Source organism: Acidovorax sp. Root267 (genome assembly GCF_001429215.1).
In the GTDB taxonomy this organism is placed as follows: Bacteria; Pseudomonadota; Gammaproteobacteria; order Burkholderiales; family Burkholderiaceae_C; genus Acidovorax; species Acidovorax radicis.
In genome coordinates this window covers 95,354-122,351 of record NZ_LMJC01000004.1, presented here as the reverse complement: position 1 = coordinate 122,351, position 26,998 = coordinate 95,354, and the positions used below count along the sequence as shown (strand labels likewise).

Genomic DNA, 26,998 nt, shown 5'->3' with positions numbered 1-26,998 from the left:
ATTGATAGGGCTCTGGCCCATCCCATGAGAAAATCGCGGGTTATTCCACAGAACACCCAGGACAAGAATCATGGACGCAGAACGTATCAACCTCATTGGCAACACCCTTTCCGACCTGACCGTGCGAACGCAAGAGTTACGGAGGTATCTTTGACTTCGATGCCAAATTTGAACGCCTGCGTACGGTAAACGCATCGCTGGAAGACCCTTCGGTCTGGAACGATCCGAAGAAGGCCCAGGAGCTGGGTAAGGAAAAGAAGGCGCTGGACGGCGTGGTGCTCACGCTGGACAAGCTCACACGCGAGCTGGCCGACAACACCGAGCTCTATGACATGAGCAAGGAAGAAGGCGACGAAAGTGGCCTGATGACCATCGAGGCCGAAACCGCCAAGCTCAAGCCCGAGATCGAGCAGTTGGAGTTCCGCCGCATGTTCCGCATGGAGGCCGACCCGCTCAACTGCTTTGTGGACATCCAGGCTGGCGCGGGTGGCACCGAGGCCTGCGACTGGGCGAGCATGCTGCTGCGCCAGTACCTCAAGTACGCCGAACGCAAGGGCTTCAAGACCACGGTCGAGGAAGAAACCCCGGGCGACGTGGCCGGTATCAAGAGCGCCACGATCAAGGTCGAGGGCGAATACGCCTACGGTCTGCTGCGCACTGAAACCGGCGTGCACCGCCTGGTGCGCAAATCACCATTCGACTCGTCGGGCGGCCGCCACACCAGCTTTGCCAGCCTGTTCGTGTACCCCGAGATTGATGACTCGATCCAGATCGACATCAACCCGGCCGATGTGCGCACCGACACCTACCGCGCATCCGGCGCTGGTGGCCAGCACATCAACAAGACCGACTCGGCCGTGCGCCTGACGCACATGCCCACCGGCATCGTGGTGCAGTGCCAGGACGGCCGCAGCCAGCACGGCAACCGCGACATCGCCTGGCAGCGCCTGCGCTCGCGCCTGTACGACCACGAGATGCGCAAGCGCCAGGAAGAGCAGCAAAAGCTCGAAGACACCAAGACCGATGTGGGCTGGGGCCACCAGATCCGCAGCTACGTGCTGGACAACAGCCGCATCAAGGACCTGCGCACCAACGTCGAAATCTCGGCCACGCAGAAGGTGCTGGATGGCGACCTGGACGCGTTCATCGAAGCCAGCCTGAAGCAGGGCGTGTGATGCACGTCGAGGCCATCATCTTCGACATGGACGGCACCATGATCGACTCCATGCCCTGGCACGCCCAGGCATGGGTCGAGTTCACGCGCCGTCGCGGCATGGACATCGACGTGCCTGACCTCATGGCCCGCACCACGGGCCGCAATGGCACCGAATGCATCCGCGAACTGCTGGGCCGCGAGGTATCGCAGGATGAGGCCGACGCGCTCACGCGCGAGAAGGAAGACATCTACCGCGAACTGTTCGGCTCCCGCTTCACCGAGGTGGCGGGCTTTCGCCATTTTGCGGCGCGCGCGACTGAACGCGGGCTGAAGGTGGCTGTGGGCACGGCTGGCGACATCCACAATGTCGAGTTCGCGATGTCGCGCCTGGGCATGGAGCCCGCACCGCTGGCCATCGTGCGCGGCGACGAAGGCCTGCCCGGAAAGCCCCAGCCCGCGATCTTTCTGGAGGCCGCGCGCCGTATCGCGGTAGCGCCAGAGCATTGCATCGTTTTTGAAGACGCCCCCTTTGGCATCGAGGCCGCCCGCCGGGCCGGCATGCGCGCCGTGGCCATCTGCAGCACGCACAGTGCAGATGAGCTGGCGGGCCCGCACGTGCTGACCGCCGTGCGCGACTACACCGAACTCATGAACACCGACTTTCTGGAGAGCATCCATGTTGCAACTGCATAGCGCAGACGGAGACGGCGCAGGCCCCGCCACCGCCATCCGCCGCGAGGACTACACCGCCCCCGCCTACTGGATCGACAGCGTCGAACTCACCTTCGACCTGGACCCCAACAAGACCCGCGTGCTCAACCGCATGCTGCTCCGCCGCAACCCCGATGTGGCCTCGCAGCCACTCAAGCTCGACGGCGAAGACCTGAACCTGGCGCGCGTGCTGGTCAACGGCCAGGGCACCTCGTTCAAGATGGAAGGCTCGCGCCTGGTGCTGGAAAACCTTCCCGAGGGTTCTGAACCTTTCGCGCTGGAGATCTTCACCACCTGCTGCCCTGCCAAGAACACGCACCTGATGGGCCTGTACGTGAGCCAGGGCACGTTTTTCACGCAGTGCGAGGCCGAGGGCTTTCGCCGCATCACCTACTTCCTGGACCGCCCCGATGTGATGGCCAGCTACACCGTCACGCTGCGTGCCGACAAGGCCCAGTACCCGGTGCTGCTGTCCAATGGCAACTTGGTGGACAGCGGCACGCTGGAAGACGGCCGCCACTTTGCCAAGTGGGTGGACCCGCACAAGAAACCCTGCTACCTGTTCGCCCTGGTGGCAGGCAAGCTGGTTGCCCGCGAGCAGAAGATCAAGAGCCGCTCGGGCACCGACCACCTGCTGCAGGTCTACGTGCGCCCAGGTGATCTGGGCAAGACCGAACACGCCATGAACTCGCTGATGTACAGCGTGGCCTGGGACGAGGCCCGCTTCGGCCTGCCGCTGGACCTGGAGCGCTTCATGATCGTCGCCACCAGCGACTTCAACATGGGCGCCATGGAGAACAAGGGCCTGAACATCTTCAACACGAAGTACGTTCTGGCCAGCGAAGCCACCGCCACCGACACCGACTTCGCCAACATCGAAAGCGTGGTGGGCCACGAGTACTTCCACAACTGGACCGGCAACCGCGTGACCTGCCGCGACTGGTTCCAGCTGTCCCTGAAGGAAGGCCTCACGGTCTTCCGCGACCAGGAATTCAGCATGGACCTGGCCGGCAGCCCCTCGGCCCGCGCCGTCAAGCGCATCGAAGACGTCCGCGTGCTGCGCACCGCCCAGTTCCCCGAAGACGCGGGCCCGATGGCCCATCCCGTGCGCCCCGACAGCTACGTCGAGATCAACAACTTCTACACCGTCACCATCTACGAAAAAGGTGCCGAGGTCGTGCGCATGCAGCACAACCTGGTGGGCCGCGAAGGCTTCGCCAAGGGCATGAAGCTGTACTTCGAGCGCCATGACGGCCAGGCCGTGACCTGCGACGATTTCGTGCAGGCCATCGCCGATGCCAACCCAGGCAGCCCGCTCACGCAGCACCTCGCGCAGTTCAAGCGCTGGTACAGCCAAGCAGGCACACCCCGCGTGCGCGCCACCGGCCGCTACGATGCGGCCACGCGCTGCTATGCGCTCACGCTGTCGCAAAGCTGTGCCCCGACGCCCGGCCAGAGCGAGAAGCAGCCCTTCGTGATCCCGGTAGAACTGGGCCTGATCGATGCCACCACCGGCGCCGCTCTGCCCTTGCTCCTTGCGGGCGAAGGCGCTGCGGAGGGCACTGCACACACGACTTCGCGCGTGGTGGTGCTGACCGAGGCGTCGCAGACACTGACCTTCACGAACCTGGATGCCGAGCCCGTGCCGTCCCTGCTGCGCGGCTTCAGTGCCCCCGTGGTACTCGACATCGACTACACCGATACCCAGCTGCTTACGCTGCTGGCGCACGACGCAGACGCCTTCAACCGCTGGGAAGCCGGCCAGCGCCTGGCGCTCCGAACCGCTATTAATGCAATAGCTGACAGCGCAATGGGGACAAGCGCCAGCGGCCAATTTGACCATCAAATTCTCTCTGCAGAGTTTGTGGACGCCATGCGCAGCGTGCTGCGCAACCCGGCGCTCGATGCAGCCTTCAAGGAACTGGTGCTTACACCACCGTCCGAAACCTACATAGCCGAGCAGCTTGAGGTGGTGAACCCACAGCGCATTCACGCAGTGCGCGAAGCCATGCGCGAGCAGTTGGCCCTGTCGCTGCAGGCCGACTGGGAAGCTGCCTGGGAGCAGAACCAGGACACCGGAGGCTACAGCCCCGACCCCATCTCGTCCGGCCGCCGCGCACTCAGCGGGCTGGCGCTGCACATGCTGTGCATCGCCGCCCAGAAGACGGGCGATGTGGTCTGGCCCGGCAAGGCCTACCAGCGCTTCAAGGTGGCCAGCAACATGACCGACCGCTTCAACGCACTGACCGCCTTGGTGGCCAGCGGCAGTGAGCTGGCCGCCCCTGCCCTGGCACGCTTCCATGCGCTGTTCAAGGACGAACCCCTGGTCATTGACAAGTGGTTCGCGCTGCAGGCCGGCGCGCCCGACCGTGGTGGCAACGTTCTGCCCGCCGTGCGCCAGCTCATGCAGCACCCGGACTTCAGCCTGAAGAACCCGAACCGCGCGCGCAGTGTGATCTTCAGCTATTGCAGTGCCAACCCTGGCGCCTTCCACCGAGCGGACGCTGCGGGCTATGTGTTCTGGAGCGACCGCGTGATCGAGCTGGACGCCATCAATCCCCAGGTGGCCGCACGCCTGGCCCGGGCCCTGGACCGCTGGAAGAAACTCGCAGACCCCTGGCGCACCTCCGCGCGCGAAGCCATCGCCCGTGTTGCCGCAAGGCCCGCGCTCTCCAACGACGTGCGCGAGGTCGTGACCCGTGCACTCGCCGAATAAACCACGACCAAGAAAAGACTGACTGACATGGCAAAAAGCATCAGCCTGACCCGCTACCTCGTTGAACAACAACGGGTGGATGGCCTCATCCCGTCACAACTGCGCCTGCTGCTCGAAGTGGTGGCCCGCGCCTGCAAGAGCATCAGCCACGCCGTCAACAAAGGCGCGCTGGGCGGTGTGCTGGGCACGGCCAGCAGCGAGAACGTGCAGGGCGAGATCCAGAAGAAGCTCGACATCATCGCCAACGAAGTGCTGATCGAAGCCAACGAATGGGGCGGTCACCTGGCGGCCATGGCCTCGGAAGAAATGGACGGCATCTACCTGGTGCCCAACCGCTATCCGCAAGGCGAATACCTGCTGCTGTTTGATCCCCTGGACGGCTCTAGCAACATCGACGTGAACGTGAGCATCGGCACCATCTTCAGCGTGCTGAAAAAGCCCGATGGCGACCGTGGCGTGGAGGAAGGCGACTTCCTGCAACCCGGCACCCAGCAGGTGGCAGCAGGCTATTGCATCTACGGCCCGCAAACCACCCTGGTGCTGACCGTGGGCGACGGCGTGGCCATGTTCACACTCGACCGCGAGCAAGGCTCGTTCGTGCTGACTGAAGAGAACATCCGCATTCCCGAAGACACCAAGGAATTTGCGATCAACATGAGCAACATGCGCCACTGGGACGAGCCCGTGAAGCGCTACATCGACGAATGCCTGCAAGGCAAAGACGGCCCGCGCGGCAAGGACTTCAACATGCGCTGGATTGCCAGCATGGTGGCCGATGTGCACCGCATCCTGACCCGTGGCGGCGTTTTCATGTACCCCTGGGACAAGCGCGAGCCCAACAAGCCCGGCAAGCTGCGCCTGATGTACGAAGCCAACCCCATGGGCTGGCTGGTAGAGCAAGCCGGCGGCGCCGCCACCAATGGGAAACAACGCATTCTGGACATCCAGCCGACCCAGCTGCACGAACGTGTGAGCGTGATCCTGGGGTCAAAAAATGAGGTGGAGCGGGTGACGAGTTACCATTCCACGCTATAATTTGAGGCTTACGCCGGTGTAGCTCAGTCGGTAGAGCAGCTCATTCGTAATGAGAAGGTCGGGTGTTCGATTCATCTCTCCGGCACCAAATAAAGGCCCCTGATTCGCAAGAGTCAGGGGCCTTTTGCTTGGGAATAACCCAACATGCACTCCTGAAGCGCCCACAGGCAAACAACATCACGGCCCTTACGCGCAAGGGGCTATGGCACCTGACGGGTCGAAGAACCTGCACTCAACCGTCGGTTGCCGCGAGGGCTGCCCACGTCGGACAGCTCAGTGCCCATAAACACGCAGGCCCACCAGCACCACCACCGCCAAGCCCAGCGCGAGCGTGGTGAACTGCCAGAAAACGACCGGATTGCGCTCCACGAGCGGTACAGCCCGCTTGTGCTGAAACTGCAGGCCGGGTGAGTGCAGGTCGTGCAGGAACTCTGACACGGCCTCTTGGCGCTTGAGCGGGTCTGGGTGCAGTGCTTTCTGCAGCACGCCATCCAGCCAGTCCGGTAGCTCGGGCCGATGGTGGCGCACGGGTACATACCTTAGCCCTTTCAGATCTGCCGGAGAGCGTATGCGTACGACCTGCAGGCCATAGGGGAGCTGTGCCGTCAGCATCTGGTAGGCCAAAACCGCGAGGGAAAACAGATCGGAACGGGCTGTGCCCACCTGGCCAACAAAGCACTCGGGGGCGGTGTACTGCAAGGTGCCCGCGATAGGAGGTGCTTCGTGGGCGCCGGGCGTTGCGGGTGCCAGCCCTGCCACCAGGGTAGACCCGAAATCGATGATGCGCACGGTGCCGGTGCGGTCGATCATCACGTTTTCAGGCCGCAAGTCCTGGTGCAACATTTCCTTGTTGTGAAATGCGTGCAGCCCTTTGGCGACCTGGCCAATGATGCTGCGCACGGCGTCGAGGTCTGGGTGGGGATGGTCCACCATCCACTGGGCCAACGTCTGGCCCTCCACAAACTCCATTGCCACATACACATGCTGGCGAGGTCGATCACTGACATGGGGCCTGAGCACATGGGTGCTGTGGATACGCCGGGCCACCCACTCTTCCAGCAGGAATTGATCAAGATAGCCCGGGTCATCACTCAGCGCCGTAGACGGCGTTTTGAGCACCACCTGCTGCCCTGTTCGCTCGTCCACGGCTAGATGCACGTGGCTGCGTGAACTGGCATGCAGTTCACGCACCACGCGGTAGCCCTCGAACAGCATGCGCGGTGACAGCGGTGGTGGCAGCGCCAGCCCCTCGCGCAGCACCTGCAGGTTATGGGGACTGGGCTCTGGCAACGCATCAATGCGCAGCAACTGCACCGTCATGTCGTCGTCAGCGCCCCGCGCCTGAGCGAGTGTGATCAGTGCTTCGGCAGCGCTGTCGAAGTCGTCGGCAAAACGGGACAACGCGTGGTGCACGTCCGAAGCATCGAAATACGCGTAGGCCCCATCTGTCGCCAGGACATAAAGGGCACCGACCTCAGCCACCATGCAGGCATAGTCGATCTCCACGTTGTCGCTGGCGCCGAGCGCGCGGCCCAGGAACGACTCCAAGGAGGAAAGATGGACACGGTGGTCCTTCGTTAGTTGCTCCAATGAGTGCGCATGCAGGCGATATATGCGTGCGTCACCGACATGCAATACGTGGACTTCGCGGCCTTTCAGAATCAACGCACTGAAGGTGCAGACGTAGCCGCGATCCTTGTCGAACCGCGCGTGGCTGCGCATGGTTTGCGCATGCAGCCACGCATTGGTGGCACCGAGCACGCGCTGCGCCGACCTGCGCACCGACCAGGCGTCGGACGTGGCGTAGTAGTCGTCGAGAAAGCTGCGCACCGCGGCGGCGCTGGCCTCCTGGCTGACGGCGCTGGAGCCGATGCCGTCGGCGAGCGCAACGGCGATGCCTTTGGAGGTGCGCAGCGGCTCGGCCGGCAGCATGGCGCCGTGAAAGTCCTGGTTGACGCCGCCCTGCCCCGCCCGCGAGTGCTGGCCCAGCGTGACGCCGAGGGTGTTGCTCTTGCCGCTCATGGCACAGGTGTACACGCACGCAGGGCCGGACCGTTCCGGCCCTGCAGGGTCTTCAGGCCACGTTGCGCTTGGGCGCGGTCTTGTAGTGGGTGGAGTACAGCATGGCCCCCACGAACGTCAGGCCGCCCACCAGGTTGCCGATGACGGTGGGAATTTCATTCCAGACCAGGTAGTCCATGACCGTGAAGTTGCCACCCAGCAGCAGGCCCGAAGGGAACAGGAACATGTTGACGATGCTGTGCTCGAAGCCCATGTAGAAGAACAGGGCGATGGGGATCCACATGCCGATGGCCTTGCCCGACACCGAGGTGGACATCATGGCCGCCACCACGCCGGTGGACACCATCCAGTTGCACATCACGCCGCGGACGAACAGGGTCAGCATGCCGGCGGCGCCGTGCGCGGAGTAACCCACCGTGCGGCCCTCGCCGATGTGGCCGATCTTCACGCCGACGGCGTTGGGTGCCTCGCTGAATCCGAAGGTGAAGATGATGGCCATGAACACCGCCACCATGAAGGCACCTGCGAAGTTGCCGCAGAACACCAGCGTCCAGTTGCGGAAGACGCCACCCCAGGTGGCGCCAGGACGCTTGTCGAGCACGGCCAGCGGGGCCAGCGTGAACACCCCTGTCAGCAGGTCATAACCCAGCAGGTACAGCAGGATGAAGCAGCCCGGGAACAGCATTGCGCCCAGGAGCGCGTTGCCGGTGTTCACCGTGACGGTGACGGCGAAGGCGGCGCCCAGTGCCAGCATGGCACCGGCCATGAAGGAGCGGATCAGCGTGTCGCGGGTGGACATCAGGAGCTTGGATTCACCGGAATCGACCATCTTGGTCACGAACTCGGCGGGGGCGAGGTAGGCCATTGAAATTCCTTTGGAATGGGGAACGGACAGGCGCCTCGGGGTGATGCACCCCAGGAAGCGCCCCAGGAAGAAGACAAAGAAAAACGGCGTCCGCTGCACCCCCAGACACCTGGGGGACGCAAGGGACGCCGTTATCCTTGGAAGCGCGATTCCTTTGTCTGCGGCGAGCCGCAGACAGATGGCTGGCAGGCCACCATCAGCCCGCCCTCCACCACCTTCCTTGCAAGTTCCGTACCCTTGTTGGGGCAGCCCAGGCCGGGGACATTCCCGCAAACCGCGCACGTTCCGGGGGCATGGTGTGGCGGTGGCCTCACATCAGTGCAGGCCGGGCACCAGCATGGGTCAGGCGGGCTTGTCGCCCTTGCGTTCGGGGTGGGCGAATGCCAGGTCCGGCAGGGACAGCGTGGCCTCGGCCACATCGAGCAGGCGGCGGTTCTGGTCCATCGAAGTCTTTTGCAGCACGCGGAAGGCGACTTCCTCGTTCATGCCCAGGCGCGCCATCAGCACGCCCTTGGCACGCTCGATCACCTTGCGCTCGTTGAGCGTGCGGCGCGCCGCTTCGAGCTCGGCTTCCATGCTGGCCATGCGCGCCGACTGGGCCTGCAGCAGCTCCAGCAGCGAGGCCGATTCGGCCCCCTGCGCTCCCGCTGCCGACTGCTCCACCGCGGTCGGCGCGATGGCGATGTCAAAGAAGCGGTCCACTGCGTGCGTGCGCTGCGGCGGGTTGTCGCGCAGGCCGCGCAGCAGGCCCTTGGAGTCCTGCAGGTCCTGCTGGGCCTGCACGATGTGCGCCGCACAGTCCTCGCGCAGGCGTTGCACCAAGTCCACCTGCAACTGCCACAGGGCCGTGATGCGCTCGGTGCACACGTCGAACCAGGCGTCGCTGAGGTTGCTGTCCAGCGCGGCACCCGGCCGCACCACGCACAGCGTGCGCCGCAGCCGCTCCAGCTGGGCCATGCCGGGGGCAAGTTGCTGCTGCTCCCAGCGGGTGCGCAGCGCCGCATCGGCAAACTCGGCAAAGGCGCGCAGGCTGCGCTCCTGGGCATCGATCAGGTGTAGCACGCGCTGCTGGTGGGCGTCGCTGCCCTGGCCCGAGGCGAACAGCAGCGCGCCCATGGCCCGTTCCTGCCCCGCCTCTTCCTGCGCCTGCACCAGGTGCACCAGGGCCACGAGCTGGCGCGAGACGCTGGGCAGCCCGGCCGCATCGGCCACGTGGAAGACCAGCTCGACCAGCCCGGCGATCAGGTGGCTGAACGCGGCAATCGAATCGTGGGCGGTCATCGCCTGCTTGTCGATCTGGCTGCGCAACGCGGGCAGCGCATCGAGGCCCAACAGCGCCCAGGCCATCAGCGACAGGGCCTTGGCCGTGGCGCCCTGCGCAGGCTCGACATGCTGGGCGAATTCCCCGCGCAGCTGGGCCTCCAGTGCCACGACCTCCTGCACGATGCGGCCCCGCATGTCGGCAAAACGCTGGGCCTTGGAGGCCAGGTAGACGCCCGAAGCGCCACGCTCGCGCTGCAGCCCCTCGATCAGTTGCCCGACCACGTCGACCAGCGCGGCCCGGCTGGCAAGGTGGCGCACCGCATCGATCTCGAGCTGGCGCGAGCGCAGCACGAGGCTGGAAACGGACAGGGGCGCGGCGGCCAGATCGGGCATGCGGTGACTCCGGGATTCAGGATACGCAGATGCTAACCCCGCCGGACACCGCCCAGGGCATTCAGGCGACGGCCACGCTGATGCGCCCGCCCTCGGCGCGCACACCGTGCGCCTGCACCGAATGCTCGGGCGCCTCCAGGCATTCGCCGGTGCGCAGGTCGAAATGGTTCTTGTACAGCGGCGAGGCGACCACGACGCGCTCGCCCAGGTTGCCGATCAGCCCGCGCGAGAGCACGCTGGCGCCCGACTTGGGGTCCACGTTGTCGATGGCGAAGAACTGGTCGCTGCCGGTACGGAACACCGCCACATGGCGGTCTGCCACCAGGGCGCAGACGCCGGTGCTGGGCAGGATGTCGTCGACCGCGCAGATGTCGGTCCAGGCAAGGGGGTCGGTGCTGCTGTTCATGGGAAGTGCGCTCATGGGAGTTCTCCGTTATTGATTCATTGCGCTACAAGTTGCCCGCAGCGCGAGCAACTGGCGCAGCCGACACCAGTGCTCCCGCGCAAGGGCCGCCCCGCTGCGCTGGGAGCGTCCCCCTCCCGACTCGCGTAGCGAGTCGAGAGAGGGGTGAAGGCGCGAAGCGACTCAGGGGGTGCTTCATGTCAGGCGGCCTGGTGGATGGGGATGACCTTGGCAGGGGCCTGGCCACGTTCCTCTGCGCGTGCGGGGCGGATCTGGCCGCGTTCCTCGACAAAGAGCACGTTCTCGTCGGCCTTGTCGCTGTTCACGAACGAGCGGAAGCGCTTGCGCGTCTCGGGGTCGGTCACGGCGGTCTTCCACTCGCACTGGTAGGTGGCCACCACGTGCTGCATCTGCGATTCGAGCTCGGCGCACAGGCCCAGGCTGTCCTTTTGCAAAACATCCTTGAGGTAGTCGAGACCACCCTCCAGGTTCTCGCGCCAGGTGCTGGTGCGCTGCAGCCGGTCGGCCGTGCGCACGTAGAACATCAGCACCCGGTCGATCATGCGCACCAGGTCTTCCTTGGACAGGTCGGAGGCGAACAGCTCGGCATGGCGCGGCTTCATGCCGCCGTTGCCGCAGATGTAGAGGTTCCAGCCCTTTTCGGTGGCGATGATGCCGATGTCCTTGCCCTGCGCCTCGGCGCATTCGCGCGTGCAGCCCGAGACGCCGAACTTGATCTTGTGCGGGGCACGCAGGCCCTTGTAGCGGTTCTCCAGCTCCACGGCCAGGCCCACGCTGTCGCCCACGCCATAGCGGCACCAGGTCGAGCCCACGCAGCTCTTGACCGTGCGCAGGGACTTGCCGTAGGCATGGCCGGACTCGAACCCGGCGGTGATCAGCTCTTCCCAGATCAGGGGCAACTGCTCCAGGCGCGCACCGAACATGTCCACCCGCGCACCGCCGGTGACCTTGGTGTACAGGCCGTACTTCTTGGCCACCTGGCCCACGGCGATCAGGCCGTCGGGCGTGACCTCGCCACCGGGCATGCGCGGCACCACCGAGTAGGTGCCGTCCTTCTGGATGTTGCCCAGGTAGTAGTCATTGCTGTCCTGCAGGCCGGCCAGCTCCTTCTTGAGCACGAACTCGTTCCAGCACGAGGCGAACACGCTGGCCGCCACGGGCTTGCAGATGTCGCAGCCCATGCCCTTGCCATGCTGGGCCAGCAGTTCTGCGAAGCTCCGGATGTTGCCCACGCGCACCAGGTGGTAGATCTCCTGGCGCGAATACGCGAAGTGCTCGCAGATGTGGTTGTTCACGGCCATGCCGCGGCGCGCCATCTCGGCCTTCATGACCTGGGTGACCAGGGGCACGCAGCCGCCGCAGGTGGCACCGGCCTTGGTGCAGGCCTTCATCTCGGCGATGGTGCAGGCGCCATTGCCCACAGCCTCGCAGATGCCGGCCTTGGTGACGTTGTTGCACGAGCAGATCTGTGCCGTGTCGGGCAGGGCGTCCACGCCCAGGCCGGGCTTGGCCTTGCCGTCGCTGGACGGGAAGATCAGGAACTCGGGGTCCTCGGGCAGCGTGATGCCGTTGAGCGCCATCTGCAGCAACGTGCCGTACTCGGTGGCGTCGCCGATCAGCACAGCGCCCAGCAGCTGCTTGCCGTCTTCGCTGATGACGATCTTCTTGTAGACCTGGCGGCGCTCGTCCACGTACTGGCAGGTGCGGCTGTGCGGCGTTTTCGCATGCGCGTCGCCGATGCTGGCCACGTCCACGCCCATGAGCTTGAGCTTGGTGCTCATGTCGGCACCGACGAAGGCCGCGTCGGTCTCGCCCGCGATGTGGCGTGCCGCCACGCGCGCCATGTCGTAGCCGGGGGCCACCAGGCCGAAGGTCTGCTCGTTCCACGAGGCGCATTCGCCGATGGCGTAGACATCGTGGTCGCTGGTGCGGCAGGCACTGTCGATGGCCACGCCACCGCGCGGGCCGATGGCCAGCAGGCTCTGGCGGGCCAGTTCGTCGCGCGGGCGGATGCCGGCGGAGAACACGATCATGTCGGTCTCCAGGTAGGTACCGTCGGCAAACACCATGCGGTGGCGCGCGCGGGCGCCGTCGGTGATCTCCTGCGTGTTGCGGCCGGTGTGCACCTGCACGCCCAGCTCCTCGATCTTGGCGCGCAGCACGCGGCCGCCGCCCTCGTCCACCTGCACGGCCATGAGGCGCGGGGCGAATTCGACCACGTGCGTTTCCAGGCCCATGTCGCTCAGTGCCTTCGCGCATTCCAGGCCCAGCAGGCCGCCGCCCACGACCACACCGGTCTTGGACTTGGCGCCCGATGCCTGCATGGCCTCCAGGTCTTCGATGGTGCGGTAGACGAAGCAGTGGTCGCGGTCGCGCCCCGGCACCTGGGGCACGAAGGGGTTGGAGCCGGTGGCCAGCACCAGCTTGTCGTAGTGGAGCACCTCGCCGTCCACCGTGGTCACGGTGCGGATGCGGCGGTCCACCGATGCGGCCCGCGCCGCCAGGCGCAGCGTGTAGCCGGTGCGCTCGAAGAAGCCGGGCTCGACCAGGGAAAGCTCGTCGGCCGAAGTACCGCTGAAGAAGGCCGACAGGTGCACCCGGTCGTAGGCGGGGCGCGGCTCCTCGCACAGCACGGTGACTTCGACGCCGGTCATGCCGGTCTCGGCCAGGCTTTCGAGGAACTTGTGGCCGACCATGCCGTGGCCAATGAGAACGATTTTCATGCTTGCTCATCCTGCAAGAACCCGGGGAACCGCATCAAGGGGTGCAGGATGTGCCGTGCCTTGCGGCACAACGCACCCTCCGCGGAACCACGGGCGTGGGTTGGAACTACCAAGCGGCCGGCTGCATAAGCCGCGGCTCGCTCGGGTGTTCCGCCATCATTAGCGGAGGGGTTGTTGTCAGTCCGCAGGCAGCTTCACCGGCGGGTGTCCATACAACTGCAATATCCATGCCGGGGTGCGATTGGCGGCCTGAGAACCGGGGCAGTGTGGGCTTTCGAGAGGTCGTGCTCCACGGCTGTCTGCGTGGGCCCTGCGATCTCGCATCAATGCGGTGCACGGCCTCACCAACATAGGGCGAGCGCCTGAAGCGGGCCGTTTCAGACAGGCTCAGTAGCAGCGGCACGCATGCTTGGCGGTTGACCGGAGGTATGAAACGCCTGAAAGACATACTGCGTGGAAGCTCATGCTGGCTCACCGTGCCGGACCCTGCCTTCGCGTCGGGCCCGATCGAGCGTCTACGGTGATTTTTTTGTTTTCAAACCCGCGATCCGGAGGCAGACTCCAGCGAGATGAGATAGCCGTGAGGAGACCAGCTCCACCGCAACCACGGAGACATCACCATGACAGAACGCAGATCCACAAGCGAAAGGCGCAGCGGCACGGACCGCCGGCAAGAGGAAAAAGGCCCTCCCACCAATTACGAACGGCGGCGTACGATCGAAGCGCGGCAACCCGAATTGACCGAGCTGCACTTGAGCGAAGAAGAACTTCATGCACTGGGGTTCAAGCAAGGCGAGCCTGCCCCCAAAAAACCTCGCTGATCCGGGCCGCCCCAGCCATGGCGTCAGCGCAACTCGCCGAGGCTGAACCTCAATGCTCGTTGTCAGCCACGGTGAGCACCCGATGCGCCACCATGTCCAGCGCAGGCCGGGTGACGCCCTGCTTGTCGGTCCAGACCTTGGGCACCAAGCTACCGGCGAGGGCCAGCGCATCGCCATCGCGCAAGTGGTGCAGGGACGCGCGAACATCGCTGTCAAATGCGATCACATTCACGAACAACGTCTCGCCATCGGCCGTGCTGGCGCGCACCTTGGCCACGGTGAAGAGCTTGCCCGTCTTGTCGGTACGCTGCTCGGCATCGCCATACAGGCGCCCTGACACCAATCCATCGATCATGTGAGTCCTTGACCCCGAAGACGCACTGGGCGCACGTAGCAACGAGGGCGGTTGTTTGTGAGCACCTGAGGTGGACCGCGGGAAGTGCGAGAGCCCTAGCCACCACGGCAATTCACGGCACCGATTTCACGGCGCCAGCAAAAAAGCCCAGAACCTTTCGGTTCTGGGCTTTTGCGATCAATGGTCGGCGTGGCGGGATTCACACTTGAACCCAGACCCCGCATGAACACTTAGCAAAAGCCGAAATCTGCTTCGAGTTGCCCCAAAAGTTGCCCCATGGCACCAGAAGGGGGATTGTCCCACGGCCAGCGCATGCGCCGGGCGCTTAGAACACCTCCCCGTTTTATTTCGTGGCGGTATACTGTATAAATGCACAGTATTTATATGCCTCGAAGTCCAACCCCGGTGGAGTGCAGTCCAATGCCTCTGCCGCTGGCAAACGGGTGTGTACGTGCAGGATTCCCATCCCCTTCCGAAGACTTCGGCGCAACCCGCATTGACCTGGCGGCAAAGCTCATCAGGCACCCCCAGGCCACGCATATCATGGGCGTTTCGGGTCTATCCATGCGAGATGCAGGGATTGATGATGGCGATTGGATCGTGGTGGACAAGGCGATAAAACCCAGCAATGGCCAGATCGTCGTGGCCGTGGTGGATGGCGAATTCACCGTGAAATATCTCGTGCTACGGGCAGGTCGCGTCAAACTAAAAGCGGCAAACCCAACGTTCCCAGACATCGTGCCGCGTGACGGTCAGACCATCGAGGTCTGGGGGGTGGTCACTGCGTGCGTGAAACGATTTATCACCTGAACCGCGGGCGCTTGCGAGTGCACACACATGTACGCACTGGTCGATGGGAACAACTTCTACGTTTCCTGTGAACGTGTCTTTCGGCCGTCCCTAAATGGCCGTCCTGTGGTCGTACTGAGCAACAACGACGGCTGCGCCGTAGCGCGCTCCAATGAGGCGAAGGCGCTCGGAATCAAGATGGGCGCGCCCTGGTTCCAAATACAGCACTTGGAACATAGCCACGGGCTTGTGGCGTTGAGCGCGAATTTTGTCTTGTACGGCGATATGAGCGACCGAATGATGAGCCTCGCGGCGGGCCTGGGACCGACGCAGGAAATCTATTCCATAGACGAAAGTTTCATCGGGCTGCAGGGGTTGCGCGGCGATTTGACAAAGCGCAGCCACGCAATCCGAGACCGCATCAATCAGTGGGTGGGCATCCCGTGCGGCATAGGCATTGCCAAGACCAAAACCCTCGCCAAGCTGGCGAACCACATCGCCAAGACCGCCGAGCGCAAGCCCGGCAGCTACCCTGCCGAGCTGGCCCAGGTGTGCAACCTAGCCGCCCTCCCCGCCCAGGATCTTGACGATGTTTTAGCGGCAACGCTGGTTGAGGATGTATGGGGCGTGGGCCGAAAGAATGCCACACAACTGCACGAAGGTGGCGTGCACACGGTGCTGGACCTGGCACGCATGGACCCGGCAACCGTGCGCAGGCGCTGGAGCGTGGTGCTTGAGCGCACCGTGCGCGAGCTGCAGGGCATGGAGTGCATCGCGCTGGACGATGCACCCGCGCCCAAACAGGAGATTGCATGTACGCGGTCTTTCGGTCGGGCTGTGGCGGACCTCCCAGCGCTGCTGGAGGCCGTCAGTGAGTTTGCAAGCAGAGCGGCCGAGAAATTGCGCAAGCAAGGCGGCGTGGCCAGCCAAGTGTTGGTGTTCGCGCACACCTCGCCATTTCGCCCTGGGCCTCGCTTCAATCGCAGCGTGGTGGTGCCACTGCGCCGCCCCACGGCCGACACCAGCCAATTAGTGCGCGCCGCTGCGACGGGCATGCGGCGAATCTACGAACCGGGCTACAAGATGGCAAAAGCTGGGGTGATGCTGCTGGACCTTGCGCCTGGGAGCGTTCTGCAGGGCGAGCTGGATTTGGAAGATGAAGATGGGCGCGACCGCTCGCGCCTGATGGTAGCGCTTGATGCGCTCAATGGTCGATACGGAAAAGGGACGGTACACGTTGCCAGCACAGGGGTGGACAACCAGACCCGGACTTGGGGTATGAAGCAAGAAAGGCGGACGCCTGCTTACACCACCTGCTGGGACGATGTGCCGATTGCTCGAGCATAATGTTAGTAACAGTAACTTTCAAACAACAAGCTTCTGCCAAGTGGCACGAGTTATCTGAGGATCTAAAGATGAGCGGTGGAATTCTTAGCAGCGCTGGAAACCCAATGGATGCAGCTGGAGTACTTTCAAGTTTCAATACACCTTCTGGATTAGTTATCGCAAAAAATCTGTGGTACACCGATCAGCATATTCATTTGCACGGATATTCATTTCAAACATGCCGATTCGATAATTGCGACATTATGATTGCCAGCGGAAAGTTTGAACTAATAAATTGCCGCATAGGAAATGACTGTCGAATTCACTATTCGGGTGACGCAATAAATATAATAAAGTTCTTCCTACTTCCTACACCGTGGGCGGAACGACATTTCCCGGGCTTTGCAGCCACAAAAGGCGCAAACGGCAACATCACAATAAAGCAGGGTTGATGATGCTATCAAATAAATCAACAACCAAAACGAATATCACCCTGTCACCAGAGAGAAGCCAAACACCACTGGTCGCCCTAGTCGTTTTTATGTCAATCCTTGCTATTGGGTCGGTCATGCTTCTCCAGCAGGATAAGGCATCTGGCTATGCGATGCTAGGCGTCACCTTGATTATAGCTTTTTTGATTCTCTATTACTGGGATAAGGGAAGGTTTGACAGCGAGCTAAGCAATGCCAAGTCCACAGAAGTAAAATCTGGTGACATAAGCGTAATAACTGATTCGAGACTTTTTAGGGATCCCAGGGCCCTGACAGATATTATTGAGAGAGTTAACCTCGTCCACTCTAGAAAATCCCTCCCTGAGCCTTCTGGGCTTGTGGGTGACGACATGAACCCAGTGCCCAATTCGAGGGAAGCCGCCGAGGCCGAGGTGAAGGCGATAAATATAGAAGATGTTGCACAAAAAAGAGTTCTATTCCGTGCTGTTGGACAGGCAGAAGAACCTTCGGATGACGTTTTTATCGAGGTTCCGAACACTCACCTCAGTGCGCCTTAACTAAATTTGGGGCGCGATAGCGTGGCTGCGGTTCGTCCATCGACAGGGCAGAAAATTCCGTCAAATCTCGTCATGTGAAGCCATCCAAAATCTGTCCGCGAGTCCGCGCTAGGCTTTGCGCTGACAGGGGCCGACACCCCCGACGAAAGCGGGACATTAAGCGGGCAGGCGCGGCGGGGTCTCGACTGCGCGCCGGGATGGCTGGGTGGGGTGCGGCGGCCGGGGGCCGGCCAGCCCTGGGGATGCGTCCGCAGGCCCGCCACGGGGCCGTCAAGGGACCTCGGGCGGGCCGGCAGGAGTTAGGAGTGGATGGGGCGAGCGCCTGCGCATGGGCGCAAAAAAGGCCACCGCATGGGGTGGCCTGTATCGGGGTGGGCCGGCTACTTGCTGCTGCCGTCTGCGCTACTGTCGGTGGACTTGATGCGGTACTCGGTGAAGCGCATCACCTCCTCGCCTATCCATTCGTTCAGCTCGGCACAGCGGGCCTGCAGTGGCTCAATCTCGTTGCGCGCGAACACCTCGGCAGCTGGAGCCACGGCACCGAACCCGCCGGTATTGCTGGGCACCACCCCCATGAGCTGGGGCGGGATGCGGTGGGCCGCCAGCAGGTCGTCGCGGCTCACGTTCTTGATGTTGAAAAACTCGTCCTTCGCGGCCACTTCGGACAACGGAATCACCTGGATGCCATCCTTCTTGCCGTTGGGCGCGTGCATGAACAGGTTCTTGAAATTGCCCGGCCCCTTGCTCTTCTTCAGGGCCTCGCGCAGCGCATCCACATCGCCTTGCTGCTGGGCTGCATCCGACAGGTACAGGATGAAGCCCGCGTGGGAACCGTTGTTGTAATACTTGCGCCGGAACAGGGTGGCCGACTCGTTGAGCCAAGCCGACTGCAGCGCTGCAAGGTACTCGGGCAGGCCGTACACCTCCTGATTTACATCAGGCTCCATTAGGTGGAACACCGCCCCCCGCTTGAATTCGTGTTCATCCTTGTAGCCCTGAACGAAGAAATACCTGTCCAGCTCGCCACCGCGCCGCATGTACTTGGCCAGGGAGTGCCGCAGCTGCAGCGACCCGCCCAGGCGATTGCGTGGGCGCTCAAGGTAGGAATTGCCGAACGTGAGAAAGTCCAGCGCGAATTTGCTGAACGTCGCCCGGTCCAGCAGCTTGTGCGGGATGAACGTGCTGGCCAGGACGTTGCGTTTCACGTAGAGCGCACTCGCGTGGTGCGGGCTCGCGCGGAACGACTTGGCCAGGCCGTCCCAGCTCAAGGGCGGCTCGTACCACTTCCCATTAAGCCAGCTCTCCACGTAGTCCAGCATTTCCCCTTGCATCACTGGCGCGGGCTCGCCGAAGGTGAAGGCCTCAATCTGCGAGCGCTCGCCCGTCGCTGGCGGTGTGGTGGCGGCCGTGTCGGCCAGGCTGTCGCCAGCTGTCATCAGAAAATCTCCATAGTCGATTGGTTGGTGCCGGTCATGCCTTCCAGCGGTTCGTTATCGAGGGCGTGCATGCAGGCCCATGCAAGATCCGCGTGGCCCGTTTGTTCGGTGCGGCCGGCGGTGTAGGTGGCCTGGCTACCGCTGGCGGTCAAGGTGCGCTTGATGGACATGAAGGCCTGCGCCAGGTCGATGCCAGTTGCTCCGTTGTCGAATTCAAGGCGGCCCTTGCTGATGATGTTTTTGGCTTTCAAAACCAGCATGGTTTTGACTTCGACCGAGTAGTTGATTGCCTTCGCGGCAGGGAAAAACTTGCTCACGATCTCGTAGACACCGCGACCCATGCCCGTGGTGTCGATGCCGATGTGCGCCACGTTGTAGCGCTCCGTAATTTTTTTGATGGCGTCGGCCTGGGCCTCAAAATCGAGCCCGCGAAACTGCTGTGTTTCCAGCACCCGGAATTTGCCGCCAGGCGTTGCTGGCGGTGCCAACACCACCAGGCCGGCAGAATCGCCAGTGCGCGAAGGGTCATAGCCCACCCACACCGGCCGATAGCCAAACGGCCGCATTGCCAGCTGGTGCACGTCGCTCCACTCCACCCAGCTATCGACCATGCAGTCCTGCAGCTCTGTCAATGGGAAGATGCTGAACGTGTCGTCCATGAACCCGCACATCAACAGGTTGGCGAATTCCTCGGGGCTGTACTCGTGGCGCAGTTCCTCAATGTCGAACAGGTTGCACCCGCCGTGCATGGCGTCCAAGATCGTGACGATCTGGCGCCAAATCTTGTCTTCACCCGTGAAGCCGCCGCCCAGGTGCGCGTGCGACAGATCGAGCTTGATGCGGTCGGCCTTCGCGCGCTTCCTGTTGTAGCGGTCCCCGCTCCACAGCGCGTAGGCCGGGTGCTGGATGCTGCTGGGTGTGGAGAAATAGGTTTTGCGCCAATGCTTGTGCATGGCCATGCCCGAAGCCACCTTGTTGAGTTCGTCAAACTTGCGCGTCCAAAAGCACTCGTCAAAGTAAAAATTGCCGTGGTAGCCCTGCGCCGTCAGCGCGTTGGTCCCCAGAAAATACAGCGTTGCGCCATTGCTCAAAACAATGGGATCGCCCGACAGCTCCACCCCGCAAGCCTCTTTGGCGAACGCGATGATGTACTGCTTAAAAATGTGCGCCTGGGCCTTCGATGCCGACAAGAAAATTTGATTGCGCCCAGTCTCCAGCGCATCGGCCAGGGCCTCCCGGGCGAAATACCACGTCGCGCCAATCTGCCGCGACTTGAGAATGAACCGCGTGCGCTGATCGTGTGCCGCGCGCCAAGTCTTCTGATACCCGAACAAGGAACCCGCGAAACAGTCCAGCAACTGCTGGTGTTCGTTCTCATCGAAGTGGTTGCGGTCGGGCTGTTTCTTGGGCTTGTCATTGCGGCGGTTGATCGCAGGGTTAAGGTCCGCCTCCTTGCCCGTCTTCTCGTACTTGTGTACGCGGGCCAGGCGTTCAATCTGGCGGCCCAGCAGGTCAATTTCCTTGTAGTCGCCTCCAGTCTTGTTGTCCTTCATGACAAGCTGTGCCATGCGGGTTTCAATCACTGCCTCCACCCGGTCCACGGGTTGCGCCTTGTCCCACTCTTCGGCATCCTTCCACCCCTGCACGGTGGAGCGCGGTTCCTCGATATAGGCCGCAATGGTTGTGACCCTCCACCCCTGCCAGTAAAGGTGCCGCGCAGCGCGGCGCTTGTCGGCCGCCAGGCCGTCACCGGGCAGGATTGAAAAGGGCAAGGCTTTGGCGATGGCTTCGGCGGGCATGGGGCCAAGTTTGGGCCGCCACGCTGTGAAAAAGCACACGCTCCCCTGCCCTACTGCATGTGCCTGAACGCTGCACATGCGGCATTCATTGATGGGTTCGCGCGACAGCGAGACGATGGCGACTACTGCAAACCATCGCTCTCAACGCAACCGAGGAACCCCATCACCATGGCACAGAAATCCAGCGACAAGCCCGAAGCTAAGGCCCAAAAATCGCGCTTCTTCCGTGTGGCCACCGAAGGTGCCACCACCGATGGCCGCGCCATCAGTCGCGAGCAAATCGAACAGATGGCGAAGACCTTCAGCCCGGCGAAATATGGCGCCCGTGTTTGGATGGAACACATCCGCAGCCTGTACCCGGACAGCCCGTTTCGCGCCTATGGCGACGTCACTGCAGTAGAGGCCCGCGACGTCGAAGACGGCAAGCTGGCACTGTTCGCGCAGATCAAGCCGCTGCCCGAGCTGGTGGCTATGAACAAGGCCGGCCAGAAGATCTACACCAGCATCGAGATTCACCCCAAGTTCGCGGATAGCGATCAGGCCTATCTCACCGGCCTGGCGGTCACCGATTCCCCCGCCAGCCTGGGCACCGAGGCTCTGAAATTCGCAGCCCAGCACCCCGAGGCAAGCATGTTCTCTGCACGCAAGGCCGGCGACCGAAAGGACGTGCTGTTCTCCGAAGCCATCGAAGTGGAACTGGTTTTCGAGGATGACGAATCCGCCGAGACCGAGGGCGCCGTGTCCAAGTTCAACGCCGTGCTGTCCGGCCTGTTGCAGAAGTTCAAGGGCAAGTCGAAGGATGACGACGCACGGTTCACCGAAATCATCAAGGGCTTTGAAGCGTTCGGCGCCTATGCCGAAACGCAGGAAAAGGCACACGACGACTTGAAAACCGAGCACGACACCCTGGCCAAGAAATTCACCGAGCTGACGGGAAAGCATGACGCCCTGGTGAAACGCCTGGAGGAAACGCCCGAGTCGGGCTTTACCGCGCGCCCGCCTGCCAGCGGCGGCGACGGTGTTGCAAAGACCGATTGCTGAACCCCAATCGCTCCCAATTCCCCCAATCGCTCCCCCAGTAGATCCCCAATCCACCACCTCGGAAACCAAACATGCATCCCATTACCCGCAAGGCCGTCAATGCCTACGTCAGCCAAATCGCCGCCCTCAACGGCGTGGAACGCACAGACCAAAAGTTCACGGTGGCCCCTACCGTTACTCAAACGCTGGAAAGCAAGATCCAGGAATCCGCCGATGTGCTCAAGCGCATCAATATCGTGCCCGTGCGCGAGCAGATGGGCCAGAAACTGGGCCTGGGTGTCGGTGGCCCTGCAGCCAGCCGCACCAACACCAAGCTCAAGGACCGCGCCACCCGCGATCTTTCCGCCCTCGACTCCACGCAGTACCACGCCCTGCAGACGAACTTCGACACCCACCTGGAATACGCAAAACTCGACATGTGGGCGAAGTTCAAGGACTTTCAGCCGCGCCTGCGCGATGCACTAATCATTCGCCAGGCACTCGACCGCATCATGGTCGGTTTCAACGGCACCTCTGCCGCAGCCGAAACCGACATCGTGGCAAACCCCATGCTGCAGGACGTCAACAAGGGCTGGCTGCAGCAGCTGCGCGAGACTGCGCCCGAGCGCGTCATGGACGAAGGCGCCGCCGGCGCCGGTTCCATCAAGGTGGGCGACGCCGCAGGCGCCCACTACAAGAACCTCGATGCGCTGGTGTTCGATGCCTTGAACCTCATGGACCCGTGGTTCCATAACGACACCAGCCTGGTGGTGATGGTGGGCCGCGACCTGTTGCATGACAAGTATTTCCCACTGGTCAACGTGAAGCAAGCGCCCACCGAAGAACTGGCCGCCCAGGTCATCATGAGCCAGAAGGCCATCGGCAACGTGCAGGCCGCTGCGGTGCCCTTCTTCCCTGGTGCGTCCGTCCTCATCACCAGCTGGGACAACCTGTCCATCTACTGGCAAGAGGAAACCCGCCGCCGCATGTTCACCGACAACCCCAAGCGCGACCGCTACGAGAACTACGAAAGCGTGAACGAAGCCTATGTGGTGGAGAACGTGGGCAAGGCCGTGCTGCTGGAAAACATCGAGCTGGTTTGAGCGGGTGCCCCATGACTTCCCCCGCAAAAGCCCACAAACTGCGCGTGCTGGCTGAGCTGTCGGCCAGGGCCGCGCCCCATGGCCAGGAGGTCCGGGGCAGCGCCTACGAACTGATGCTGCGCGCGCTCGCTGAGCACAAGCGCGTGCTGCGCGGCATCCAGTCGGTCGAACGCAAGATCGAGGCAAAGCGCGAACTGATGCCCGCCTACGACGAATACCTGACCGGCGCCCTCGCGGGAGGCCAGGGTGGTCACGACATGGTGCTGGCCACGCTGATGGTCTGGCATATGGACACGGGTTCCTGGCGGCGCGCGCTGGAACTGGCTGGCTATGTGATCGCCAACGGCATGGCCATGCCCCCGGAATACTCGCGCACCCCGGCCGTGATCCTGATCGACATGGCTGCCACCGCGGCGCTGGACGGGAACCTGTTTGGCGACGAAGCGGTGCGCGTGCTGGCAGAAGTGGCGCAGCTCACCGAGAGCCACGACGCACCAGACCAAGCCCGCGCCAAGCTTCACAAGGCCATCGGCTATGCCCTGGTGGGCCGCACCCCAACCCACACGCCCGACTACAAAACGGTGGAGGAAACCAAGGCCCGCGCGGCCATGGCGCACTTCACCCGTGCGAACACGCTGTTTGCGCAAGTCGGCGTGAAAAAAGACATGGAGCGCATGGAGCGACGTTTGACCAACGCCGCGCCGGCCTCCTGACCGAGCGTACCCCGCACCCTGGCGGCTCCTGTGTCTGCCTCACTGCAATGCGCAAGCAACGCACGAAAGGCAGTCACAGGACCACCGCCACCTGAACGCACACCATGAGTTTCATTGCCACCGCCAATCCGCCCATCGAAGCCGAGGACGCCCAGGTCACCAACGACCCGTGGTTCCCGGAAATCGACGCGTCCAAGGTCCGGGAGTCGTGCCTGCTGGATGGCACGGTCACGGCCGTGCGCCTGGCTGATGCCATCGAAAGCGCGATCGACACCGTGAACGGCGAGCTGCGCGGCTACAAGGCCGAGCAGATCGCCCTGGGCGTGGCCTCACTGGCCGTGGCCGGCGACGGCCGCCAGGCCGGCCGCTACCTGCGCGCCATCCACGCGCACGTGCAGGCAGAGCTGGCCGAGGCGTACCGCGAAACCGACACCACGCCGCACAACGACAGCAAAACCGAACGCATCCGCGAGCGCATTGAAGCGAAGGTGGCAGAGCACCAGCGCCGGCTGCGCTGGGCTGTCGCCGACATGCTGGGCCGGCCGCGCACCACCGTGGAACTCATCTGATGCGCGCCGTTGCCCAAGAGCACGAAATGCTGGACGAACTGTGCCGCCGCACCACGGGCGCCACGGCCGATGTGGTGGAGGCCACGCTGGCCGCAAACCCCGGCCTGGCCAAGCTGGGGCCGCGCCTGCCGGTCGGCACCGTCGTGCAGATCGTTGTCCCGCCCAAGCGAGCCCAAAAACAAACCATCAACCTGTGGGACTGACCACCATGGACCGAGAAAGCATCATCAAAGCCGTGGGCCTGGAAACCGCCAAGGCCTCGCCCCCTGTCGCAGTCGTGGCCCACCAGGCCGCTAACGGCTGGACCATGAGCCACACGCTCACAGCGCTGACCATCCTCTACGTGGGTGTCCAGCTGGCCTACCTGCTGTGGAAGTGGCGCAATGAACGCGCCGAACGCAATGCCAAGCGCGCCGCTTACGGAGTGGAACCATGAGCACGGCCCTGCGCCAGGGCCTGGCCCGCGTGGCCGTGGCCTGCCTCACCATGTCGGCGGCTGGCTTCGCCGCCTGGACCGCCTCCGAGGGCGACGGCCCCACCCGCGTGGAAGCCGGTGGCGCCGTGGTGCATCTGCCCTACATCCCCACAAAGGGCGATGTGCCCACCATCGGCCACGGTTCCACCCGCTACGAAGACGGCACGCCCGTGCGCCTGTCTGACCCCCCCATTCCGCGCCAGCGCGCCCAGCAGCTCGCCCGCAACCTGCACACCCAGGATGAAAAGCGGTTCAAAGCCAGCCTGCCGGGGGTGTCGCTCTATCAGGGCGAATACGACCTCTACGAGGACTTCGTGGGCCAGTACGGCATCGGCAATTGGCGCAAGCCTGGTTCCCCTCGCACCTGGCTGCTTCGGGGCAACTACCCGGGGGCGTGTGAGGCCCTGCTGACCTGGCGGTTTCAGGCCGGCCGAGACTGCCGCCTGCCGCAGAACTGGGGGCCGCAGGGCTGCAAGGGCGTGTGGACCCGTCAACAAAGGAGGCATGCCAAATGTGTGTCGATGCTCTGAAAAAAGCCGTCAAGGTCATGGCCATCACGGCCGTGGTGCTGGTGCTGCTGGCAGTCGCAGGCCTCGCGGCCCTGTACTTCACCTTCTGCGGCGGCCACCCGCACGGGCTGTGCTGACATGCTGACCACCCTGCGCGCCAACGTCTGGAAATACACCGCCATCGCCCTCGGGCTGGGCCTGGGCTTCGGGCTGCTGATGCAGACCCTGCGCCTGGCCGAAGCGCAGCTGGAAACCGCCCACACCCAGACCACCCTGCAGACCGAGCGCACCGCCGCCGCGCTGTCTGCGCTCAAAACCTCAGAGCGCTATCGCAAACTTGGAGACAAGCACCGTGACGAAATTGCCAAAAACGACACCGAAGCGCAGGCCGCGCTGGCTGTTGCTGATGATGGCCGCGCTCGCGCCCTGGATGCTCGCAACCGGATGCAGCGCGACCTTGCCGACTACCTCACCCAGCACCGTACCGCCGCCCAGGCTCGCGCCGCTGCCGGCCAGTGCGCGCCAGACACCGCCCCCGCCGAACTGCTTGCCGACCTGCAGCGACGCGCTGACGACAGAGCGGGAGAGCTGGCGCACGTCGCTGACACCGCCCGTACCCGTGGCCTTGCCTGCGAGCGCGCCTACGACAGCGCCCGCGCAATGACGGAGGCCGCCCAAAGTGGAAAAACCGAATAGCCTGCGCGAGACGCTGACCAAGGCATTGCCTGCGCTCAAGAAAGACCCGCAGAAACTCGCCATCTTCATCACGGGCGGCCGGGTCATGCACACCGGCACCGATGCGCTGTCGTTTGAGTACTCCTACACCCTGCGCGCGCTGCTGCTTGACTATGCAGGCCACGCCGATGCCGTCATGGCCCCGTTGGTGGGCTGGATGAAGCGCAATCAGCCCGAGGTGTTCGACAACCCCGAGCGCCGCGCCCGCGCCATCCGTTTCGAGGCCGAGTATCTGAACCCCAAGGCCATCGACCTGCAGATCGAGCTGGAGCTGACAGAGCGCGTTATCGCCCGCCCGCGTGCCAACGGCCCGGCCGGTGCGTTGGACCTGATCCACCCCAAGGAACCACCGCCACCGCTGGCGATCCTGCAGGCCGAGCATTGGGAAGTGTTCCTGCGCGACGAGAAGCTGGCCGAATGGGACTACGCCGCCCGATGAAATACCTGTTCACTGCCTGCTTTCTGGTGTGGGAGGGATACCAGCGCATCCGTGGCCGCTGGCGCCGCTGGGTGCGTGCCCGCCAGCGCGGGGAAAGCTGACACATGGCCGATTTCATGGAGCTGGAAGGGTGGCTGCAACCCCTGCTAGACCGCCTCACCGATGGAGAGCGCCGCAAACTGGCGCTCGACATTGCGCGCGAGCTGCGCCGCGAAAACGCCGCCACCATCCGCGCGCAGCACGGCCCGGACGGTGAAGCCTGGGCGCCGCGCAAGAACCCGCTGCGCGACCAGGGCGGGCAGCTGCGCAAGCGCAACGCCCAACGCCTGTTTGCAAAGCTGGCCGGCGCCAAGCACTTGCGCGGCCACGTCGATGGCGGCGATGCGGTGGTGGCCTTCACCGGCCGCACCGAGCGCATAGCGCGGGTGCATCACTTCGGCCTGCGTGACAGCGTGAAGCCGGGCGGCCCGCAATACGACTACCCTGCGCGCCCGCTGCTGGGCATTTCCGACAACTTCACCAAGCGGCTGCAGGACCGTTTGCTTTCACACATCGCGGGCGGTTGAACTGCTGCATGTGTGCATCGCGCACA

27 protein-coding genes and 1 tRNA gene are annotated in these 26,998 nt (G+C 63.5%); 20 read left to right on the top strand and 8 right to left on the bottom strand.

What is annotated here, in order from left to right; translation table 11 throughout:
• Positions 1 to 70: 70 nt before the first annotated feature.
• The 5 genes from prfB to ASE39_RS06525 all read left to right on the top strand — a co-directional run bounded on the left by prfB (position 71) and on the right by ASE39_RS06525 (position 5,706).
• Positions 71 to 1,175, top strand: a protein-coding gene (gene prfB / locus ASE39_RS06545; protein WP_100199503.1) for a peptide chain release factor 2 whose coding sequence is annotated in 2 segments (ribosomal slippage) — positions 71 to 151 and positions 153 to 1,175 — 1,104 coding nt in all. Because the reading frame shifts where the segments join, the coding sequence is not laid out codon by codon here.
• A complete protein-coding gene (locus ASE39_RS06540) occupies positions 1,175 to 1,849 on the top strand; it encodes an HAD family phosphatase (protein WP_057270609.1) in 675 nt (224 codons plus the stop codon). The genes prfB and ASE39_RS06540 overlap by 1 nt, the downstream gene beginning before the upstream one ends.
• A complete protein-coding gene (gene pepN / locus ASE39_RS06535; RefSeq protein ID WP_057270608.1) occupies positions 1,833 to 4,583 on the top strand; it encodes an aminopeptidase N in 2,751 nt (916 codons plus the stop codon). Before ASE39_RS06540 ends, pepN begins: the two co-directional genes overlap by 17 nt.
• 27 nt (positions 4,584 to 4,610) lie before the next feature.
• Positions 4,611 to 5,618: a class 1 fructose-bisphosphatase gene (locus ASE39_RS06530; RefSeq protein ID WP_010465823.1), complete on the top strand. Its 1,008-nt coding sequence runs from the start codon at positions 4,611 to 4,613 to the stop codon at positions 5,616 to 5,618.
• A gap of 12 nt (positions 5,619 to 5,630) precedes the next feature.
• A tRNA-Thr gene (locus ASE39_RS06525) sits at positions 5,631 to 5,706 on the top strand.
• A 185-nt stretch (positions 5,707 to 5,891) separates the two neighbouring features.
• Here the strand turns inward: ASE39_RS06525 and ASE39_RS06520 are convergent.
• From ASE39_RS06520 to nirB, 5 genes are all read right to left on the bottom strand, one after another.
• Positions 5,892 to 7,640, bottom strand: a complete 1,749-nt coding sequence (locus ASE39_RS06520) for a bifunctional protein-serine/threonine kinase/phosphatase (protein WP_057270607.1) — start codon at positions 7,638 to 7,640, stop codon at positions 5,892 to 5,894.
• A gap of 52 nt (positions 7,641 to 7,692) precedes the next feature.
• Positions 7,693 to 8,505, bottom strand: coding sequence for a formate/nitrite transporter family protein (locus ASE39_RS06515; RefSeq protein WP_010465827.1), 813 nt, complete (start codon positions 8,503 to 8,505; stop codon positions 7,693 to 7,695).
• A 342-nt stretch (positions 8,506 to 8,847) separates the two neighbouring features.
• Complete coding sequence (locus ASE39_RS06510; protein ID WP_057270606.1) at positions 8,848 to 10,161, bottom strand: nitrate regulatory protein; 1,314 nt, start codon at positions 10,159 to 10,161, stop codon at positions 8,848 to 8,850.
• A 61-nt stretch (positions 10,162 to 10,222) separates the two neighbouring features.
• A complete protein-coding gene (nirD, locus tag ASE39_RS06505; protein ID WP_007857647.1) occupies positions 10,223 to 10,582 on the bottom strand; it encodes a nitrite reductase small subunit NirD in 360 nt (119 codons plus the stop codon).
• A 182-nt stretch (positions 10,583 to 10,764) separates the two neighbouring features.
• Entirely contained in the window at positions 10,765 to 13,308 is a 2,544-nt protein-coding gene (gene nirB, locus ASE39_RS06500) for a nitrite reductase large subunit NirB (protein WP_057270605.1), read from the bottom strand.
• 620 nt (positions 13,309 to 13,928) lie between these two features.
• Between nirB and ASE39_RS25685 the strand changes: the two genes are divergently transcribed.
• Positions 13,929 to 14,129 carry a hypothetical protein gene (locus ASE39_RS25685; RefSeq protein WP_082615348.1) on the top strand — a complete coding sequence of 67 codons (201 nt, stop codon included), beginning with the start codon at positions 13,929 to 13,931 and terminating at the stop codon, positions 14,127 to 14,129.
• A 49-nt stretch (positions 14,130 to 14,178) separates the two neighbouring features.
• Here ASE39_RS25685 and ASE39_RS06495 read toward each other — a convergent pair whose 3' ends face one another.
• Positions 14,179 to 14,484 carry a single-stranded DNA-binding protein gene (locus ASE39_RS06495; RefSeq protein ID WP_057224953.1) on the bottom strand — a complete coding sequence of 102 codons (306 nt, stop codon included), beginning with the start codon at positions 14,482 to 14,484 and terminating at the stop codon, positions 14,179 to 14,181.
• A 420-nt stretch (positions 14,485 to 14,904) separates the two neighbouring features.
• Here ASE39_RS06495 and umuD point away from each other — a divergent pair, with 420 nt between their 5' ends.
• From umuD to ASE39_RS06480, 3 genes are all read left to right on the top strand, one after another.
• Complete coding sequence (umuD, locus tag ASE39_RS06490; RefSeq protein ID WP_242421371.1) at positions 14,905 to 15,294, top strand: translesion error-prone DNA polymerase V autoproteolytic subunit; 390 nt, start codon at positions 14,905 to 14,907, stop codon at positions 15,292 to 15,294.
• Positions 15,295 to 15,321: 27 nt separating this feature from the next.
• The gene (locus ASE39_RS06485; RefSeq protein WP_057270604.1) at positions 15,322 to 16,620 is read left to right on the top strand and encodes a Y-family DNA polymerase; all 1,299 of its coding nucleotides are present in this window, start codon (positions 15,322 to 15,324) and stop codon (positions 16,618 to 16,620) included.
• Between the two features lie 430 nt (positions 16,621 to 17,050).
• Positions 17,051 to 17,608, top strand: coding sequence for a hypothetical protein (locus ASE39_RS06480; RefSeq protein ID WP_140426701.1), 558 nt, complete (start codon positions 17,051 to 17,053; stop codon positions 17,606 to 17,608).
• A gap of 380 nt (positions 17,609 to 17,988) precedes the next feature.
• Here the strand turns inward: ASE39_RS06480 and ASE39_RS06475 are convergent, their stop codons facing one another.
• Positions 17,989 to 19,044 carry a phage portal protein gene (locus tag ASE39_RS06475; protein WP_057270602.1) on the bottom strand — a complete coding sequence of 352 codons (1,056 nt, stop codon included), beginning with the start codon at positions 19,042 to 19,044 and terminating at the stop codon, positions 17,989 to 17,991.
• Positions 19,044 to 20,921, bottom strand: coding sequence for a terminase ATPase subunit family protein (locus ASE39_RS06470; protein ID WP_140426700.1), 1,878 nt, complete (start codon positions 20,919 to 20,921; stop codon positions 19,044 to 19,046). Before ASE39_RS06470 ends, ASE39_RS06475 begins: the two co-directional genes overlap by 1 nt.
• Positions 20,922 to 21,011: 90 nt before the next feature.
• Here ASE39_RS06470 and ASE39_RS06465 point away from each other — a divergent pair, with 90 nt between their 5' ends.
• From ASE39_RS06465 to ASE39_RS06420, 11 genes are all read left to right on the top strand, one after another.
• Positions 21,012 to 21,884: a GPO family capsid scaffolding protein gene (locus ASE39_RS06465; protein ID WP_010465846.1), complete on the top strand. Its 873-nt coding sequence runs from the start codon at positions 21,012 to 21,014 to the stop codon at positions 21,882 to 21,884.
• Between the two features lie 71 nt (positions 21,885 to 21,955).
• Positions 21,956 to 22,966: a phage major capsid protein, P2 family gene (locus tag ASE39_RS06460; RefSeq protein WP_057270601.1), complete on the top strand. Its 1,011-nt coding sequence runs from the start codon at positions 21,956 to 21,958 to the stop codon at positions 22,964 to 22,966.
• A gap of 11 nt (positions 22,967 to 22,977) precedes the next feature.
• Entirely contained in the window at positions 22,978 to 23,679 is a 702-nt protein-coding gene (gene gpM, locus ASE39_RS06455) for a phage terminase small subunit (protein ID WP_057270600.1), read from the top strand.
• Positions 23,680 to 23,783: 104 nt separating this feature from the next.
• The gene (locus tag ASE39_RS06450; RefSeq protein WP_057270599.1) at positions 23,784 to 24,248 is read left to right on the top strand and encodes a head completion/stabilization protein; all 465 of its coding nucleotides are present in this window, start codon (positions 23,784 to 23,786) and stop codon (positions 24,246 to 24,248) included.
• A complete protein-coding gene (locus ASE39_RS06445; protein WP_057270598.1) occupies positions 24,248 to 24,451 on the top strand; it encodes a tail protein X in 204 nt (67 codons plus the stop codon). Before ASE39_RS06450 ends, ASE39_RS06445 begins: the two co-directional genes overlap by 1 nt.
• Before the next feature lie 5 nt (positions 24,452 to 24,456).
• Positions 24,457 to 24,684 carry a hypothetical protein gene (locus tag ASE39_RS06440; protein WP_057270647.1) on the top strand — a complete coding sequence of 76 codons (228 nt, stop codon included), beginning with the start codon at positions 24,457 to 24,459 and terminating at the stop codon, positions 24,682 to 24,684.
• Positions 24,681 to 25,253 (top strand): hypothetical protein, encoded by a 573-nt coding sequence (locus tag ASE39_RS06435; protein ID WP_057270597.1) that lies wholly within the window; start codon positions 24,681 to 24,683, stop codon positions 25,251 to 25,253. The genes ASE39_RS06440 and ASE39_RS06435 overlap by 4 nt, the downstream gene beginning before the upstream one ends.
• Complete coding sequence (locus ASE39_RS27260) at positions 25,235 to 25,369, top strand: hypothetical protein (RefSeq protein ID WP_282434122.1); 135 nt, start codon at positions 25,235 to 25,237, stop codon at positions 25,367 to 25,369. The genes ASE39_RS06435 and ASE39_RS27260 overlap by 19 nt, the downstream gene beginning before the upstream one ends.
• Before the next feature lies 1 nt (position 25,370).
• Positions 25,371 to 25,928: a DUF2514 family protein gene (locus ASE39_RS06430; RefSeq protein ID WP_057270596.1), complete on the top strand. Its 558-nt coding sequence runs from the start codon at positions 25,371 to 25,373 to the stop codon at positions 25,926 to 25,928.
• On the top strand, positions 25,912 to 26,406 hold the full coding sequence (locus tag ASE39_RS06425; RefSeq protein ID WP_057270595.1) for a phage tail protein: 495 nt from the start codon (positions 25,912 to 25,914) through the stop codon (positions 26,404 to 26,406). The genes ASE39_RS06430 and ASE39_RS06425 overlap by 17 nt, the downstream gene beginning before the upstream one ends.
• A 104-nt stretch (positions 26,407 to 26,510) precedes the next feature.
• Positions 26,511 to 26,972, top strand: a complete 462-nt coding sequence (locus ASE39_RS06420; RefSeq protein ID WP_057270594.1) for a phage virion morphogenesis protein — start codon at positions 26,511 to 26,513, stop codon at positions 26,970 to 26,972.
• The last annotated feature ends 26 nt before the right edge of the window (positions 26,973 to 26,998 follow it).

Coding starts and splice junctions, on each gene's coding strand:
- ASE39_RS06540 (WP_057270609.1), top strand. CDS start 1,175: ATGCACGTCGAGGCCATCATCTTCGACATGGACGGCACCATGATCGAC.
- pepN (WP_057270608.1), top strand. CDS start 1,833: ATGTTGCAACTGCATAGCGCAGACGGAGACGGCGCAGGCCCCGCCACC.
- ASE39_RS06530 (WP_010465823.1), top strand. CDS start 4,611: ATGGCAAAAAGCATCAGCCTGACCCGCTACCTCGTTGAACAACAACGG.
- ASE39_RS06520 (WP_057270607.1), bottom strand. CDS start 7,640: ATGAGCGGCAAGAGCAACACCCTCGGCGTCACGCTGGGCCAGCACTCG.
- ASE39_RS06515 (WP_010465827.1), bottom strand. CDS start 8,505: ATGGCCTACCTCGCCCCCGCCGAGTTCGTGACCAAGATGGTCGATTCC.
- ASE39_RS06510 (WP_057270606.1), bottom strand. CDS start 10,161: ATGCCCGATCTGGCCGCCGCGCCCCTGTCCGTTTCCAGCCTCGTGCTG.
- nirD (WP_007857647.1), bottom strand. CDS start 10,582: ATGAGCGCACTTCCCATGAACAGCAGCACCGACCCCCTTGCCTGGACC.
- nirB (WP_057270605.1), bottom strand. CDS start 13,308: ATGAAAATCGTTCTCATTGGCCACGGCATGGTCGGCCACAAGTTCCTC.
- ASE39_RS25685 (WP_082615348.1), top strand. CDS start 13,929: ATGACAGAACGCAGATCCACAAGCGAAAGGCGCAGCGGCACGGACCGC.
- ASE39_RS06495 (WP_057224953.1), bottom strand. CDS start 14,484: ATGATCGATGGATTGGTGTCAGGGCGCCTGTATGGCGATGCCGAGCAG.
- umuD (WP_242421371.1), top strand. CDS start 14,905: ATGCCTCTGCCGCTGGCAAACGGGTGTGTACGTGCAGGATTCCCATCC.
- ASE39_RS06485 (WP_057270604.1), top strand. CDS start 15,322: ATGTACGCACTGGTCGATGGGAACAACTTCTACGTTTCCTGTGAACGT.
- ASE39_RS06480 (WP_140426701.1), top strand. CDS start 17,051: ATGATGCTATCAAATAAATCAACAACCAAAACGAATATCACCCTGTCA.
- ASE39_RS06475 (WP_057270602.1), bottom strand. CDS start 19,044: ATGACAGCTGGCGACAGCCTGGCCGACACGGCCGCCACCACACCGCCA.
- ASE39_RS06470 (WP_140426700.1), bottom strand. CDS start 20,921: ATGTGCAGCGTTCAGGCACATGCAGTAGGGCAGGGGAGCGTGTGCTTT.
- ASE39_RS06465 (WP_010465846.1), top strand. CDS start 21,012: ATGGCACAGAAATCCAGCGACAAGCCCGAAGCTAAGGCCCAAAAATCG.
- ASE39_RS06460 (WP_057270601.1), top strand. CDS start 21,956: ATGCATCCCATTACCCGCAAGGCCGTCAATGCCTACGTCAGCCAAATC.
- gpM (WP_057270600.1), top strand. CDS start 22,978: ATGACTTCCCCCGCAAAAGCCCACAAACTGCGCGTGCTGGCTGAGCTG.
- ASE39_RS06450 (WP_057270599.1), top strand. CDS start 23,784: ATGAGTTTCATTGCCACCGCCAATCCGCCCATCGAAGCCGAGGACGCC.
- ASE39_RS06445 (WP_057270598.1), top strand. CDS start 24,248: ATGCGCGCCGTTGCCCAAGAGCACGAAATGCTGGACGAACTGTGCCGC.
- ASE39_RS06440 (WP_057270647.1), top strand. CDS start 24,457: ATGGACCGAGAAAGCATCATCAAAGCCGTGGGCCTGGAAACCGCCAAG.
- ASE39_RS06435 (WP_057270597.1), top strand. CDS start 24,681: ATGAGCACGGCCCTGCGCCAGGGCCTGGCCCGCGTGGCCGTGGCCTGC.
- ASE39_RS27260 (WP_282434122.1), top strand. CDS start 25,235: ATGTGTGTCGATGCTCTGAAAAAAGCCGTCAAGGTCATGGCCATCACG.
- ASE39_RS06430 (WP_057270596.1), top strand. CDS start 25,371: ATGCTGACCACCCTGCGCGCCAACGTCTGGAAATACACCGCCATCGCC.
- ASE39_RS06420 (WP_057270594.1), top strand. CDS start 26,511: ATGGCCGATTTCATGGAGCTGGAAGGGTGGCTGCAACCCCTGCTAGAC.